Source organism: Caballeronia sp. TF1N1 (genome assembly GCF_022878925.1).
In the GTDB taxonomy this organism is placed as follows: domain Bacteria; phylum Pseudomonadota; class Gammaproteobacteria; order Burkholderiales; family Burkholderiaceae; genus Caballeronia.
In genome coordinates this window covers 1,783,048-1,797,224 of sequence record NZ_CP084626.1, presented here as the reverse complement: position 1 = coordinate 1,797,224, position 14,177 = coordinate 1,783,048, and the positions used below count along the sequence as shown (strand labels likewise).

The window sequence follows — 14,177 nt, the reverse complement described above, 5'->3', positions numbered from 1 at the left end:
GCGAGGGACCCTATGCACTCTTTTCCGATTCTCAGTGTCGCGATCTGGCTGCCGATCGTATTCGGCGTCCTGGTCCTGGCTATAGGTAACGACCACAACCCGGCGCCCGCGCGCTGGGTCGCATTGATCGGCTCGGTGCTCGGGCTGATCGTGACGATCCCCCTCATCACCGGCTTCGATACGTCGACGGCCGCGTTGCAGTTCGTCGAGCAGGCGAGCTGGATCGAACGCTTCAACATCACGTATCACCTGGGCGTGGACGGCATCTCGATGTGGTTTGTCGTGCTGACCGCGCTCATCACGGTGATCGTGGTGATCGCCGCATGGGAAGTGATCACCGAGCGCGTCTCGCAGTACCTGGCCGCGTTCCTGATTCTCTCGGGCATCATGATCGGCGTGTTCTCGACCGCCGACGGCCTGTTGTTCTACGTGTTCTTCGAAGCCACGCTCATCCCGATGTACATCATCATCGGCGTGTGGGGCGGTCCGAACCGTGTGTATGCGGCGTTCAAGTTCTTCCTGTACACGCTGGCCGGCTCGCTTCTGATGCTGATCGCGCTGCTGTACCTGTACACGCAGACGCACACGTTCGACCTCGCCACGTGGCAAGCCGCGAAGATCGGCATGACGCCGCAGGTGCTGCTGTTCATAGCGTTCTTCCTCGCGTTTGCCGTCAAGGTGCCGATGTGGCCCGTCCACACCTGGCTGCCGGACGCTCACGTGGAAGCACCGACGGGCGGCTCGGTCGTGCTTGCCGCGATCATGCTGAAGCTCGGCGCGTACGGTTTTCTGCGCTTTTCGCTGCCCATCGCGCCGGACGCGAGCCACTTTCTCGCGCCCGTGGTCATCACGCTGTCGCTGATCGCGGTGATCTACATCGGTCTCGTCGCGCTCGTTCAGGCGGACATGAAGAAGCTGGTGGCGTATTCGTCGATTGCGCACATGGGTTTCGTCACGCTTGGCTTCTTCATCTTCAGCCAGCTTGGCGTGGAAGGCGCGATCATCCAGATGATCTCGCACGGCTTCGTCTCGGGCGCGATGTTCCTTTCCATCGGCGTGCTGTACGACCGCGTCCACTCGCGCCAGATCGCGGATTACGGCGGTGTCGTCAATACCATGCCGAAGTTCGCGGCGTTCTCCATGTTGTTCGCCATGGCCAACTGCGGCCTGCCGGGCACCTCGGGTTTCGTCGGCGAGTTCATGGTGATTCTGGCCGCCGTGAAGTTCAACTTCTGGATCGGTTTCCTGGCCACGTTCACGCTGATTCTCGGCGCGGCCTATACGCTGTGGATGTACAAGCGCGTGTACTTCGGCGCCGTGGCGAACGACCATGTCGCGAAGCTGAAGGACATCAACAAGCGCGAAATGTTCATGCTGGTGGTGCTCGCAGCGTTCACGCTGTACATGGGCCTGCATCCGAAGCCCTTCACCGACGTCATGCACGAATCGGTGGCAAACCTGCTCTCCCACGTCGCGCAGTCCAAGCTGCCGCTGGATCAGTAACGCCGTGCGGAGGAATTAAAAGATCATGCAAAACGCCCCTATGAGTGTGCTGTTGCCCGACGCGGTCCTGATGGCCGCAGTCGTCATCGCCTGGTTGAACGACACGATCTTCGGCGTGCCAAGCCGTCGTGTCACGTATCTGATCGCGCTCGTGTCGACCCTCGTGGTCGGCGTGTGGTTTGCGTTCACGGCACTCGACCCGACGCCGCATTACTTCTTCACGCGCATGTATGTCGTCGATCCGTTCGCGAGCGCCATGAAAGCGGTGGTGTGTCTGGGCTACGCGGTGTCGGTCATCTATTCGCGGCGCTATCTGGAAGACCGCGGTCTGTTTCGCGGCGACTTCTTCCTGCTTGGCCTCTTTTCGCTGCTCGGCCAGTGCGTGATGATTTCGGGCAACAACTTCCTCACGCTGTACCTCGGCCTCGAACTGATGTCGCTGTCGCTGTATGCGGTCATCGCGCTTCGCAAGGATTCGCCGCAGGCGAACGAATCGGCGATGAAGTACTACGTCCTCGGCGCGCTCGCTTCCGGCTTCCTGCTCTACGGCATTTCCATGCTTTATGGCGCGACCGGCTCGCTGGAACTGGGTGAAGTCTTCAAGGCGGTGGCTTCGGGCCGCATCAACGACGCGGTGCTGTTGTTCGGCATCATCTTCGTCGTGGCGGGCGTGGCGTTCAAGATGGGCGCGGTGCCGTTCCATATGTGGGTGCCGGACGTCTATCAAGGCGCACCGACCGCAATGACCTTGCTCACCGGCGGCGGCCCGAAGGTCGCGGCCTTCGCGTGGGGCTTGCGCTTCTTGGTGATGGGTCTGCTGCCTTTCGCGGTCGACTGGCAAGAGATGCTCGTGATTCTCGCCGCGCTGTCGCTGATCGTCGGCAACGTCACGGGTATCGTGCAGAAGAACATCAAGCGGATGCTCGCGTACTCGGCCATCTCCAACATGGGCTTCGTGCTTCTCGGCCTGCTGGCTGGCGTGGTGGACGGCAAGGTAACGGGCGCGGCGGGCGCCTACAGCTCGGCAATGTTCTACAGCATCATCTATCTCGTCACGACGCTTGGCACCTTCGGCGTGGTCATGCTGCTTGCGCGCCGCGACTTCGAAGCCGAGATGATCGACGACTTCAAGGGTTTGAATCAGCGCAGCCCGGTGTTCGCGTTCGTCATGATGATCATGATGTTCTCGCTTGCGGGCATTCCGCCGACCGTCGGTTTCTATGCGAAGCTCGCCGTGCTCGAAGCGACAATGAACGCCGGTCTGACGTGGCTCGCCGTGCTGGCCGTCCTGACATCGCTGGTCGGTGCGTTCTACTACCTGCGTATCGTGAAGCTGATGTATTTCGACGCGCCGCAAGATGCGTCGCCGATCGTTGCCGGCAGCCTCAATCGCTCCTTGCTGGCGTTCAACGGTCTGGCCGTGCTCGTGCTCGGTCTCGTGCCCGGCCCGCTGATGACGGCTTGCCTGCAAGCGATCACGCATACGCTGCCGCTGTAATGTCGGCAGCGGGATGGTTTATCGTGCTGTTGGCGCTCGTCGGCGCCAACTTGCCGTTCCTGAATCAGCGCCTTTTTGCCGTCATGCCGCTCAAACTTCATGCGGATGGGAACAAGACGGCGAAGAAGGGCGTCTGGATTCGGATCGGCGAGTTGCTCATTCTTTACTTTGCGGTCGGCGCGCTCGGCTTCATGCTCGAAGCGCGCGCCGGCAACCGCTTCGATCAGGAATGGCAGTTTTATGCCATTACCTTCAGTCTCTTCGTGGTGTTCGCGTTTCCGGGCTTCACGTATCAGTATCTTGTCAAACGCCGCTGACGGCTGGTTGCTGTCGGCGGCTTTTGGCCATTTGGCATAGGGCTCAAGATGGCAGATCACAACGCTTCTTCCACCGCGAACTTCGGTAACGACGACGGCCTAATCGAGAAGAAGGTCGAAAGCGTCACGCTTCACGAAGGCAAGTTTTTGACGCTCAAGCGCGATACCGTGGAATTGCCCGACGGCAAGCACGCCACGCGCGAATTCGTCGAGCATCCGGGCGCGGTGATGATCCTGCCGGAATTCGACGATGGTCGCGTCTTGCTGGAACGGCAGTATCGGTATCCGGTAGGAAAAGTGCTGCTCGAATTTCCGGCCGGCAAGCTCGATCCCAACGAAGACGAGCTGACATGCGCGAAGCGTGAACTGCTGGAAGAGACGGGCTATACCGCGAGCGAGTGGATTTTTCTGACGCGTATCCACCCCGTGATCTCCTATTCGACCGAGTTCATCGATCTCTATCTCGCGCGCGGTCTCACCGCTGGCAATGCCCGGCTCGATGAAGGCGAATTTCTCGAGACGTTTATCGCGGAGCCGGCGCAACTCATGCAGTGGGTGAAGGACGGCACGATCAGCGATGTGAAGACGATCATCGGCGCGTTCTGGCTGGAAAAGGTGCGCTCGGGAGAGTGGGAGTTGGGAGAATCGAAGGCGTAGTCGTCATCCGTCGAACCGCTGAAGACGTATCGCTTGCCCCAAGATCATTCGATCTTGGGGCTTGTTCATTTTCGGCGCAGTGCCAGACTGCCACATTTCGCGTTATGGGTGAGCCAAGCGCCCGTACTCTCGAACCGCTAAAATCGATCACCGGTCGAGCAATCAAAAGATCAGTCTTTACGAACGACCGTTCACAATCGATAGTTTTGAGATAAACTTCCCGGAAGTCCCCATCAGCATGAAGGTCCTCGATTTAAAGTGCTCGCATGAACATCGGTTTGAAGGCTGGTTCGCTTCTGCCGAAGAGTTCGAATCGCAACTGTCGCGCAAGCTGGTTGCGTGTCCGGTCTGTTCGGAGACGGATGTGAGCCGCATGCCATCGGCGCCGCGTCTGAATCTTTCGACGGCGCGCAACGACCGCGCGGTACCGGCGGAAGCATCGCCGGATGCGGCGGGCGTTCAGGCGCGCGCGCTTCAGTTCATGCGCGAGTTGATCGAGAAGACCGAGAACGTGGGCGATCGTTTTGCCGAGGAAGCACGGCGCATTCATTACGATGAAGCGCCCGCGCGCAATATCCGCGGCGTGACGACGCCCGAAGAAACGCATGCCTTGCTGGAAGAAGGGATCGACGTATTGCCGTTGCCCGTTCCGGCCGCACTGAAAGAGCCGCTGCAGTAAATCAGCGGTGTCTCGTGTGGTCGGCTACACAGGAGACACAGCGTATGAATCTCGATCATTCCCCTGCGGACGAAGCCTTTCGCGCCGACATCCGTAACTGGCTCGAAGCCAGCCTGCCGCGCGCATTGCGCGACAAGGTTTTCAATCACAAGCGTCTGACTCGCGAAGACTTCGTGAACTGGCACAAGCTGCTCGGCGAGCGCGGCTGGTCGGCGGTCGCGTGGCCGAAGCAGTACGGCGGTCCCGGCTGGAACGCCACGCAGCGTCATATCTGGGATGAAGAATCCGCGCGCGCGGGCGCACCGATGGTCCTGCCATTCGGCGTATCGATGGTCGCGCCCGTGCTCATGAAATATGGCAGCGACGCGCAAAAGGCTCGCTATCTGCCGCGCATTCTCGATGGCTCCGACTGGTGGTGTCAGGGCTATTCCGAGCCCGGCTCCGGTTCCGATCTCGCTTCGTTGCGCACGCGCGCCGAGCGACAGGGCGATCACTACATCGTCAATGGTCAGAAAACGTGGACCACGCTCGCGCAACATGCCGACATGATGTTCTGCCTCGTGCGTACCGATCCCGAGGCCAAGAAACAGGAGGGCATTTCGTTCCTTCTGATCGATATGAAAACGCCGGGCATCACCGTGCGGCCGATCATCACGCTCGACGAAGATCACGAAGTCAACGAAGTCTTTTTCGACGACGTGAAGGTGCCGGCCGCCAATCTCGTCGGCGAGGAGAATCGCGGCTGGACGTATGCGAAGTATTTGCTGGGGCACGAGCGAACGGGCATTGCGCGCGTGGGGCAATCGAAGCGTGAACTGCGCTTTCTCAAGCGGCTTGCACTCGAACGCACGAGCCGCGGCCAGCCGCTTTTGCACGATCCCTTGTTCGCCGCGAAAGTCGCCGCGCTCGAGATAGAACTGATGGCCCTCGAAGCGACGGTGCAGCGCGTGATCGCAAGCAAGTCGGATGCAAAAGGTCCGGGGCCCGAAGCATCGATGCTGAAGATCAAAGGCACGGAAGTGCAGCAGGCGCTGACCGAACTCATGTTCGAAGCGGCCGGACCGCAAGCGGCCGGCTTCGATCCCGCGTACCTCGAAGGCGAGCGCGACGCGAGCCAGACCAGCGACGACGATGCCGCGCCGCTTGCCGCGTACTACTTCAACTTTCGCAAGACGTCGATCTATGGCGGCTCGAACGAGATTCAAAAGAACATCATCGCGCAGATGATTCTGGGCCTTTGAGGAGCGCGCATGGACTTCGATTTCACCGATGAACAGCAGCAGTTTCGCGATGCACTGCGCCGCTATCTCGACCGCGAATATTCGTTCGACGCGCGGCAGAAGATCGTCATGTCGCAAGCGGGCGTCGATGCACGGCACTGGAACGCGTTTGCCGAACTCGGATTGCTGGCGCTGCCCGTTCCCGAAGCGCAAGGCGGTTTCGATGGTGGGCCCGTCGATATGCTCGTCGTGATGCAAGAGCTCGGGCGCGCGCTCGTCGTCGAGCCTTATTGGGCGACTGCGGTCGGCATCGAAGCGTTGCGGCTCGCGGCATCGGCGGAACAGGGCGAATTGCTCGAGCGCGCCGGACGTGGCGAACTCAGGATGGCGTTGGCGTTCAACGAGCCGCACGCGCGCTACGATCTCTTCGATCTTCGCACTACGGCGAGCAAGCAAGGCGAACGCCATACGCTCGACGGCAGGAAGTCGGTCGTGCAGCACGGCGCGCAGGCCGATTACTGGATCGTGCCCGCGCGTCTCGGCGATGAAGTTGCGCTCTTTCTGGTGCCGCGCGATGCCGCCAACGTCGATGTCACCGACTACCGCACGATCGACGGTCAGCGCGCCGCGACGCTCGTCTTCAGGAACACGCAAGCCACGCGTTTGAACGGCGGCGCGGCCACGTTCGCGAAGATCGCCGATTACGCCACGCTTTTGCTTTGCGCCGAAGCCCTCGGCGCGCTCGATGCGCTCGATCGCGCGACCGTCGACTATACGAAGGAGCGCAAGCAGTTCGGCGCGCCCATCGCGCGGTTTCAAGTGCTGCAGCATCGCATGGTGGACATGCTGATCCACACCGAGCAGGCACGCTCCATCACGTATCTCGCCGCTGCGCGTTACGCCAGCGACGACGCGGCCACGCGCACGCAGGCCATTTCCGCTGCGAAAGCGCGTGTCGGTCAGGCGGCGCGCTTCGTCGGGCAACAGGCGGTGCAGTTGCACGGCGGCATGGGCGTGACCAACGAGATGCCCGCCGCGCACTGGTTCAAACGGCTGTCGATCATCGAGACGACGCTCGGCGACGTGGACTACCACCTCGCGCGTTTTGCGTCGCAACCTGCGTTTCATGACCTGGAAGGAGCTTGAATGACCTACGCCTATGAAGATTTCGAAGTCGGTGATGCGGTGACGCTCTCCGCCCACACGTTCACGCGCGATGAGATCATCGAGTTCGCGAAGCGTTACGATCCGCAGCCGTTCCATCTGTCGGAGGAAGCGGGCAAGGCGTCGCATTTCGGCGGTCTCGTTGCAAGCGGCTGGAACACCTGTTCCGCGATGATGGGCATTCTCGTGCGCGACATGCTCGCCGATTCGACCTCGATGGGTTCGCCCGGTCTCGACAATATCCGCTGGATCAAGCCGGTGCGCGTCGACGATTCGGTGCGGCTTACGGTGCGCGTGCTGGACAAGCGCGTGTCGAAGAGCAAGCCGGATCGCGGTATCGTCGCCACGCGCTGGGAAGCGCATAACCAGGATGGCGAACTGGTGCTGACGGTGGATTCGGCGGCGCTGTTCGGGTTGCGCGACGCGGGTTCGCAAGCGAGCTAAAGGGCGCGGCTAGGCCGTCTTCCTCGCTCAATCGCGCGCTTCCGAATACCGCCCGAATTCGAGCTTCGCGATGGCATTGCGATGCACTTCGTCCGGCCCATCCGCGAGCCGCAGCGTGCGCGCCGAAGCATACGCATAAGCGAGCGGAAAGTCGTCGCAGATGCCGGCCGCGCCGTGCGCCTGTATCGCCCAGTCGATGACCTGACACGCGATGTTCGGCGCCACGACCTTGATCATCGCGATCTCGCCGCGCGCGCCCTTGTTGCCAACGGTGTCCATCATGTAGGCAGCTTTGAGCGTGAGCAGACGCGCCTGTTCGATCATGATGCGCGCCTCGGCGATGCGCTCTTGCGTCACGCCTTGCCGCGCAATCGGCTTGCCGAACGCCACGCGCGACAGCGTGCGCTTCGTCATCAGTTCGAGCGCGCGTTCGGCGAGACCGATGAGCCGCATGCAATGATGAATGCGCCCCGGCCCGAGCCGCCCTTGCGCGATCTCGAAGCCGCGTCCGGCGCCGAGCAATAAGTTGGCGGCCGGCACGCGCACTTGCTCGAGCGTAATCTCCATGTGGCCGTGCGGCGCGTCGTCGTAGCCGAAAACATTGAGCGGCCGACGCACCGTGATGCCCGCTGCATCGGCAGGCACGAGGATCATCGATTGTTGCGCGTGGCGCGGCGCATCGGGATCGGTCTTGCCCATCACGATATACACCTTGCAGCGCGGATCGCCCGCACCGGATGACCACCACTTGTGGCCATCGATGACGTAATCGTCGCCATCGCGCGTGATGCTGCAACGGATGTTCGTCGCGTCCGACGACGCCACTTCCGGCTCGGTCATCAGAAACGCCGAACGAATCTCGCCGCGCAGAAGCGGTTCGAGCCACTGCGCCTTTTGCGCGTCGGTGCCATAGCGTTCGATGGTCTCCATGTTGCCGGTATCGGGCGCATTGCAGTTGAAGACTTCGGGCGCCCACGGTACGCGACCCATGATTTCGCAGAGCGGCGCGTATTCGAGATTCGTGAGACCCGCGCCACGCGCCGATGCCGGCAGAAACAGATTCCACAGTCCTTCGCGACGTGCGTGGTCCTTGAGGCTTTCGATCAGCCGCGTCGGCACCCATGCGTTGCCCGCTGCGCGATTGGCCGCGATCTCCTCGGCGAAGGCGTGTTCGTTCGGATAGATATGCGCGTCGAAGAAGGCGAGCAGCTTCTCACGCAGCGCGTGCACCTTCTCCGTGTAGTCGAAATTCATCGCTCGTCTCCTCTTTTCCGTCTTCAGTGGCCGACTTTCTGGGCGTAGTGCCAGGCAAGTTCGGCCATCGGCCGCGCGCGCCGGCCCGCATCGGCGGCTTGCGCGCTCGCGGCGGTGCCATCGACCACACGCTTCATGATGCCTTGCAGAATCGCGGCGATGCGGAACATGTTGTAGGCAAGGTAAAAGTTCCAGTCGCCTTCGATCGCAAAGCCCGTGCGTTCGCAATAGCGTGCGACGTAGGCGGCTTCGTCGGGAATGCCGAGCGCGGTCCAGTCGAGTCCCGCGATACCGCGAAACTGCGATGGATCGACATGCCAAGCCATGCAGTGATACGCGAAGTCGGCGAGCGGATCGCCGAGCGTGGAGAGTTCCCAGTCGAGCACGGCAAGCACGCGCGGCTCGTTCGGATGAAAGATCAGGTTGTCGAGCCGGAAGTCGCCATGCACGATGCTGACGCGCGCCTCGACTTGCGGGATATGCCGCGGCAACCATTCGATCAGGCGGTCCATTGCGTCGATTGATTCGGTTTGCGACGCGACGTACTGCTTGCTCCAGCGTCCGATTTGCCGCTCGAAGTAGTTGCCAGGCTTGCCATAGGTGGCGAGTCCGGCCGCTGCTACATCGACGGTATGAAGCGCGGCGATCACGCGATTGGTTTCGCCGTAGATCGCGGCGCGTTCGTCGGCCGACATGCCGGGCAGCGACGGGTCCCACAAGACGCGGCCTTCGACGAAATCCATGACATAGAACGCGCGGCCGATCACGCTCTCGTCCTCGCACAGCGCGAGCATGCGCGCGACGGGGACATCCGTGGCGGCGAGTGCGTGCATCACGCGATATTCACGCTCGATTGCATGCGCCGATGGCAAGAGCTTCGCGGCCGGCCCGGGCTTCGAGCGCATGACATAAGCGCGCGTGGGCGTGACGAGTTTGAAGGTCGGGTTCGACTGGCCGCCCGCGAACTGCTCCAGCTTGAGCGGGCCGCTGAATCCTTCAACGTGCGCGGCAAGCCACGCGGCGAGCGCGTCGCTATCGAAGCGCTGGCTCTCGTGCACCGGACGCGTTCCTTCGAACGCTGCGAAATCGGTTTCGTTGTCTGGCATCGTCTCCTCCCATATTTTTGTGGTGCGCCAGGACGTCGCGCTTCAGTCCATCTCGTCGGCCTTGAAGCGCAGAAACTGCGCGTACAGCAGTTCCATCGTCGTGTGACGCACGTCGGCATGAAGCGGCGAGGGCGGCGAATGATTGATTGCATGCACGACCCAGTCGCCGGGTTTGTCGCCGGCATCGAGCGCGTTGATGCAGCCCGTCGCCTGCGACAGATGCCCGAAGAACGCGCGCCCGCCAGCCGTGATCGCATGCGACAGCAACGCGCGATTCACGCCGCCGTGCAGCACGAGCAGCACCGTGTCCCATGAGGCATCGCGGCGCAGCTTCGTCATGGCGGGCAGCGCGCGATCGAGCAGCTCGCCAATGCTTTCGCCGCCCAGAAAGCGCGTCTCTTCGGGCACCACGCCATCGAACACGGAAAGAAAAGCGCGCTCGATATCCTGCGTCGTGAGACTCGCGAGCCGCCCGCCGCGTATCTCCTGCCACTCCGGCCAAACTTCCGGCTCGATTGGCTGATCCGTTTCGGCGAGCACGCGCTGCGCCGTTTCGCGCGTGCGCGGCAAGCCGCTCACGATCACGCGGTCAAAGCGAATGTTCTGCGCGGCAAACACGCGTCCAGCCGCGCTTGCTTCCTCGCGGCCGCGTTTGTTGAGCGGCACGCTTTCCGGGTCGATTGCGCGGCCGCTGTCGTCGAAATACGTGACGTCGCCATGGCGCATCAGATAGATGCGGCGGCGTTTGGGCAACTGGTATTGAGCCATCTCAGCGGTAAGTCGGCTGACGCTTTTCGAGGAACGCGGTAATGCCTTCGAGCGCGTCACCGTGATGCAGGGCGTCGACGAAACTGTCGCGTTCCATGTCGAGATGCGCGGCGAGCGGCTGCACGTCCGCCGCGTTGATGAGCGACTTGATGCGTGCGAGTGCTTTCGGCGACACGCTGCCGAGATCGTCGGCCCAGGCGATGGCGGCATCGAGCGCAATGCCTTTCTTCGTCAGCCGGTTGACCACGCCCACTTCATACAGACGCGCCGCGCCGATCGGCTTCGCTTCGAGCAGGACTTCGCTGGCGAGCGTGCGCGGCAAGGCGCGCGCGAGGAACCACGAAGCGCCGCCATCGGGCGTGAGGCCGACGCGCGCATACGACATGACGAAGCGCGCGTCGTCGGCGGAGACGATCAGATCGCACGCGAGCGCAAGCGAAAATCCCGCGCCGGCCGCGGCACCCTCCACGGCCGCGATGATCGGCTTGGTCGATGCCCGCAACGCGCTGATCCATTCGCCCAGCAAGTCGATGCTCTCGGCCTGCACCGATTCATCCTTCGCGCGATTTTCGAGCAGCCTGTTCAGGTTGCCGCCCGAGCAGAAGAAGTTGTCCGCGCCCGTCAGCACGATGGTGCGCACCGACGTGTCGCGCTCGGCCGTGCTGAGCGCCTCGATGCCGGCCGCATACATATCCGGATGCAGGGCGTTGCGCGCGCCCGGATTCGACAGCTTGAGCACGAGCGTGGTGTCGCTCCCGGCAGGGCGGTAGGTCAGCAGTTCGGCGCTCATCTGAGCTCCTCGATATGGGTAAGCGAAAGTCCGAGCCTCGCGCGGCGTGCGAGCCAGGGCGAAGGCCGGTAGCGTGGGTCGCCGATCACGCCGTGGATGTTCTGCAAGATCGTGAGGATGGTCGCGGCGCCGAGCGCGTCGCCGAGTGCGAGCGGTCCGCGCGGATAGCCGAGGCCGAGCATGACGGCGAGATCGATGTCGGACGGCGTCGCAATGCCTTGCTGCGCGATATCGCAGCCAATGTTCACGATGGTTGCCACCACGCGTTGCGCGACAAAACCGGTCGAGTCGCGGATCACGGTGACGGGCACGCCATCGGCGGCGAAGAGCGCGTGCGCCGCGTCGCGCATGGCGGGCGTGGTCGCGGGCGTCGTCATGATGGTGCGGCGCGCGGCGGTATCGAAGGGAAAGAGTGTGTCGATGGCGACGACGCGCGTGGCGTCGAGCTTTTCGGCGACGGCGGCGGTGGTCGCATCGAAGCCGAGCGGCGTGACCACGATCAAGGAATCCGAAGCGGGCGTTGCGTCGGTATCGAGTTCAACCGATGCGGGAAGCAGCGCGCGCACCGCTTCATAAGCGCTTTGCGACGCCCGACTCACCCACACGCGCTTGGGCAAGCGGGTAGGCGCTTCGGCTTCGGGCGGCGCGATTTGTTTGCCATCGGCATATCGATAGAAACCTTCGCCCGTCTTGCGCCCGATCAGCCCGCCCGCGAGCCGCGTGCCCGTGATCGGCGAAGGCCTGAAGCGCGGCTCTTCATAGAACTGGTGATAGATCGACTCCATCACCGGATGCGAGACATCCAGCGCGGTGAGATCGAGCAATTCGAACGGCCCGAGGCGAAAGCCCGCCTGCTCGCGCATGATGCGGTCGATGTCCGCGAAACTCGCCACGCCTTCGCTCGCCACGCGCAGGCCTTCGGTGTTCATGCCGCGTCCCGCGTGATTCACGATGAAGCCCGGCATGTCCTTCGCGCGCACCGGCGTGTGACCCATGCGGCGCGCGAGTTCCATGAGTGAATCGCCCGCGCGCGGATCGCCACGTAGCCCGTCGATGACTTCGACCACGCGCATCAACGGCACGGGATTGAAGAAGTGGAAGCCCGCGACGCGTTCCGGTTTCGAGCAGCCCGCCGCGATTGCGGTGATCGACAGTGACGAAGTGTTCGACGCGAGAATGCAGCGCGCGCTCACCACGGCTTCGAGTTCACGGAACAGTTCGCGCTTGATGTCGAGATTTTCGACGATCGCTTCCACGATGACGTCGCAATCCGCGAGTTCGCTCGCGTCCTGTGCGTCGTGCACGTTGGCGAGCGCGGCGTGCGCATCGGCTTCTCTGATCTTGCCCTTGGCGGCGAGCTTCAATAGCGTTTCGGACAGATACTCGCGCGCGGCGGCAAGCGCGACGGGATTGGCATCGAAGAGACGCACGGTGAGTCCGGCGAGCGTCGCGATCTGCGCGATACCGCGACCCATCGCGCCGCTGCCGACGATTCCAAGCGTTCCGATTGCGTATTCCTGCGAACTCATGATGCGGATGTCTCCTCTACGTGATTGAATTCGCCGCGCCCCGCTCAGAGTTTCGAGAGCCTTTGCAAGGCGAGCGCCAGCGTTTCTTCCTTCTTGGCGAAGCAGAACCGCACGACGCCGGATTCGTGACTCTCGTGATAAAACGCCGACACCGGAATGGCCGCGACGCCGATCTCGCTCGTGAGCCATTGCGAGAAGTCGGCTTCGGGCATGTCGCTGATCGCCGAATAATCGACGCACTGAAAATACGTGCCGTCGCAAGGCAGGAGCTTGAAGCGTGTATCGGCGAGACCCGCGCGGAAAAAGTCGCGCTTCTTCTGATAGAACGCGGGCAGTTCGAGATACGGCTTCGGGTCTTCGAGATAATGCGCGAGGCCGACCTGCATGGGTGTGTTCACCGTGAACACGTTGAACTGATGCACCTTGCGGAATTCGGCGGTCAACGCGGCGGGCGCGGCGACGTAGCCCACTTTCCAGCCTGTCACATGGAAGGTCTTGCCGAAGCTCGACACGACGAAGCTGCGCTTGGCCAGTTCCGGATAGCGCGAGACGCTTTCGTGCGGCGCGCCGTCGTAGACCATGTGTTCGTAGACTTCGTCGGAGAGGATCAGCACGTTGGTATCGCGCACGATCTCTTCGAGCTTCTTCATGTCCGCCGCGCGCCAGACGCGCCCGGTCGGATTGTGCGGCGTGTTGATCATCAGAAGGCGCGTCTTCGGCGTGATCGCGGCGGCGATCTTGTCGAAGGGCAGCGCGTAGTCGGGCGCTTCGAGCGCGACGAACACGGGCTTGCCGCCCGCGAGCTCGATGGACGGCACGTAGCTGTCGTACGTCGGCTCGATGACGATGACTTCATCGCCCGGATGCACGCAGCACAGCACCGCCGTGAGCAGGGCCTGCGTCGCGCCGGCGGTCACGGTGATCTCGCGGTCGGCGTCGTAGGCGCGGCCGTAGAGCGCGTCGATCTTGCGCGCGATGGCCTGACGCAAGGGCGCGGCGCCCGCCATCGGCGGATATTGGTTGTGGCCGTCGCGCATGGCGTTGGCGACGGCATCCACGACGCGCGGGTCGCAGTTGAAATCGGGGAAACCCTGACCGAGATTCACCGCGCCCTTCTGTGCGGCGAGCGCGCTCATCACCGTGAAGATGGTCGTGCCGACATTGGGCAGACGCGACGGAAAGGACAGCTCGGGCGGGGTCTGTGGCAGTTCGTGCGTGGCGTTCATGGCGTGGACGTGTGCTGACGGG

The 14,177-nt window shown here is 62.7% G+C and carries 14 protein-coding genes; 8 read left to right on the top strand and 6 right to left on the bottom strand.

Translation table 11 applies throughout. The annotated features are described in order from the left end of the window. The first annotated feature begins 12 nt into the window (after positions 1–12). The 8 genes from LDZ28_RS08335 (at position 13) to LDZ28_RS08300 (ending at position 7,482) form a co-directional block, all read left to right on the top strand. Positions 13–1,503, top strand: a complete 1,491-nt coding sequence (locus LDZ28_RS08335; RefSeq protein ID WP_244825472.1) for an NADH-quinone oxidoreductase subunit M — start codon at positions 13–15, stop codon at positions 1,501–1,503. A 25-nt stretch (positions 1,504–1,528) separates the two neighbouring features. Beyond that, the gene (nuoN, locus tag LDZ28_RS08330; protein ID WP_244825471.1) at positions 1,529–3,001 is read left to right on the top strand and encodes an NADH-quinone oxidoreductase subunit NuoN; all 1,473 of its coding nucleotides are present in this window, start codon (positions 1,529–1,531) and stop codon (positions 2,999–3,001) included. Continuing rightward, a complete protein-coding gene (locus LDZ28_RS08325) occupies positions 3,001–3,318 on the top strand; it encodes a DUF2818 family protein (RefSeq protein ID WP_244825470.1) in 318 nt (105 codons plus the stop codon). The genes nuoN and LDZ28_RS08325 overlap by 1 nt, the downstream gene beginning before the upstream one ends. 48 nt (positions 3,319–3,366) lie before the next feature. Beyond that, positions 3,367–3,975: an NUDIX domain-containing protein gene (locus tag LDZ28_RS08320; RefSeq protein WP_244825469.1), complete on the top strand. Its 609-nt coding sequence runs from the start codon at positions 3,367–3,369 to the stop codon at positions 3,973–3,975. A gap of 238 nt (positions 3,976–4,213) precedes the next feature. Continuing rightward, positions 4,214–4,654, top strand: a complete 441-nt coding sequence (locus tag LDZ28_RS08315) for a DUF1178 family protein (protein ID WP_244825468.1) — start codon at positions 4,214–4,216, stop codon at positions 4,652–4,654. Between the two features lie 44 nt (positions 4,655–4,698). Continuing rightward, positions 4,699–5,895, top strand: coding sequence for an acyl-CoA dehydrogenase family protein (locus LDZ28_RS08310; protein WP_244825467.1), 1,197 nt, complete (start codon positions 4,699–4,701; stop codon positions 5,893–5,895). 9 nt (positions 5,896–5,904) lie between these two features. Next, on the top strand, positions 5,905–7,020 hold the full coding sequence (locus LDZ28_RS08305; RefSeq protein WP_244825466.1) for an acyl-CoA dehydrogenase family protein: 1,116 nt from the start codon (positions 5,905–5,907) through the stop codon (positions 7,018–7,020). Continuing rightward, positions 7,021–7,482 carry a MaoC family dehydratase gene (locus tag LDZ28_RS08300; protein ID WP_244825464.1) on the top strand — a complete coding sequence of 154 codons (462 nt, stop codon included), beginning with the start codon at positions 7,021–7,023 and terminating at the stop codon, positions 7,480–7,482. It begins immediately after the preceding gene. A 27-nt stretch (positions 7,483–7,509) separates the two neighbouring features. Here the strand turns inward: LDZ28_RS08300 and LDZ28_RS08295 are convergent, their stop codons facing one another. The 6 genes from LDZ28_RS08295 to LDZ28_RS08270 are packed head-to-tail and all read right to left on the bottom strand — an operon-like array spanning position 7,510 to position 14,155. Then, positions 7,510–8,736: an acyl-CoA dehydrogenase family protein gene (locus tag LDZ28_RS08295; RefSeq protein ID WP_244825462.1), complete on the bottom strand. Its 1,227-nt coding sequence runs from the start codon at positions 8,734–8,736 to the stop codon at positions 7,510–7,512. Positions 8,737–8,759: 23 nt separating this feature from the next. Further along, positions 8,760–9,842 carry a phosphotransferase gene (locus LDZ28_RS08290; RefSeq protein WP_244825460.1) on the bottom strand — a complete coding sequence of 361 codons (1,083 nt, stop codon included), beginning with the start codon at positions 9,840–9,842 and terminating at the stop codon, positions 8,760–8,762. Between the two features lie 42 nt (positions 9,843–9,884). Beyond that, positions 9,885–10,610 carry a histidine phosphatase family protein gene (locus LDZ28_RS08285; RefSeq protein WP_244825458.1) on the bottom strand — a complete coding sequence of 242 codons (726 nt, stop codon included), beginning with the start codon at positions 10,608–10,610 and terminating at the stop codon, positions 9,885–9,887. Between the two features lies 1 nt (position 10,611). Next, positions 10,612–11,400, bottom strand: a complete 789-nt coding sequence (locus LDZ28_RS08280; protein ID WP_244825456.1) for an oxepin-CoA hydrolase, alternative type — start codon at positions 11,398–11,400, stop codon at positions 10,612–10,614. Continuing rightward, positions 11,397–12,929, bottom strand: coding sequence for a 3-hydroxyacyl-CoA dehydrogenase (locus tag LDZ28_RS08275; protein WP_244825454.1), 1,533 nt, complete (start codon positions 12,927–12,929; stop codon positions 11,397–11,399). Before LDZ28_RS08275 ends, LDZ28_RS08280 begins: the two co-directional genes overlap by 4 nt. 44 nt (positions 12,930–12,973) lie before the next feature. Beyond that, positions 12,974–14,155: a pyridoxal phosphate-dependent aminotransferase gene (locus tag LDZ28_RS08270; RefSeq protein WP_244825453.1), complete on the bottom strand. Its 1,182-nt coding sequence runs from the start codon at positions 14,153–14,155 to the stop codon at positions 12,974–12,976. Positions 14,156–14,177 lie beyond the last annotated feature (22 nt).

What these genes read in the sequence shown, in the direction of transcription:
- LDZ28_RS08270 (WP_244825453.1), bottom strand. Translation starts at nt 14,155, where the DNA reads ATGAACGCCACGCACGAACTGCCACAGACCCCGCCCGAGCTGTCCTTT.
- LDZ28_RS08285 (WP_244825458.1), bottom strand. Translation starts at nt 10,610, where the DNA reads ATGGCTCAATACCAGTTGCCCAAACGCCGCCGCATCTATCTGATGCGC.
- LDZ28_RS08275 (WP_244825454.1), bottom strand. Translation starts at nt 12,929, where the DNA reads ATGAGTTCGCAGGAATACGCAATCGGAACGCTTGGAATCGTCGGCAGC.
- LDZ28_RS08280 (WP_244825456.1), bottom strand. Translation starts at nt 11,400, where the DNA reads ATGAGCGCCGAACTGCTGACCTACCGCCCTGCCGGGAGCGACACCACG.
- LDZ28_RS08325 (WP_244825470.1), top strand. Translation starts at nt 3,001, where the DNA reads ATGTCGGCAGCGGGATGGTTTATCGTGCTGTTGGCGCTCGTCGGCGCC.
- LDZ28_RS08315 (WP_244825468.1), top strand. Translation starts at nt 4,214, where the DNA reads ATGAAGGTCCTCGATTTAAAGTGCTCGCATGAACATCGGTTTGAAGGC.
- LDZ28_RS08295 (WP_244825462.1), bottom strand. Translation starts at nt 8,736, where the DNA reads ATGAATTTCGACTACACGGAGAAGGTGCACGCGCTGCGTGAGAAGCTG.
- LDZ28_RS08300 (WP_244825464.1), top strand. Translation starts at nt 7,021, where the DNA reads ATGACCTACGCCTATGAAGATTTCGAAGTCGGTGATGCGGTGACGCTC.
- nuoN (WP_244825471.1), top strand. Translation starts at nt 1,529, where the DNA reads ATGCAAAACGCCCCTATGAGTGTGCTGTTGCCCGACGCGGTCCTGATG.
- LDZ28_RS08320 (WP_244825469.1), top strand. Translation starts at nt 3,367, where the DNA reads ATGGCAGATCACAACGCTTCTTCCACCGCGAACTTCGGTAACGACGAC.
- LDZ28_RS08310 (WP_244825467.1), top strand. Translation starts at nt 4,699, where the DNA reads ATGAATCTCGATCATTCCCCTGCGGACGAAGCCTTTCGCGCCGACATC.
- LDZ28_RS08305 (WP_244825466.1), top strand. Translation starts at nt 5,905, where the DNA reads ATGGACTTCGATTTCACCGATGAACAGCAGCAGTTTCGCGATGCACTG.
- LDZ28_RS08335 (WP_244825472.1), top strand. Translation starts at nt 13, where the DNA reads ATGCACTCTTTTCCGATTCTCAGTGTCGCGATCTGGCTGCCGATCGTA.
- LDZ28_RS08290 (WP_244825460.1), bottom strand. Translation starts at nt 9,842, where the DNA reads ATGCCAGACAACGAAACCGATTTCGCAGCGTTCGAAGGAACGCGTCCG.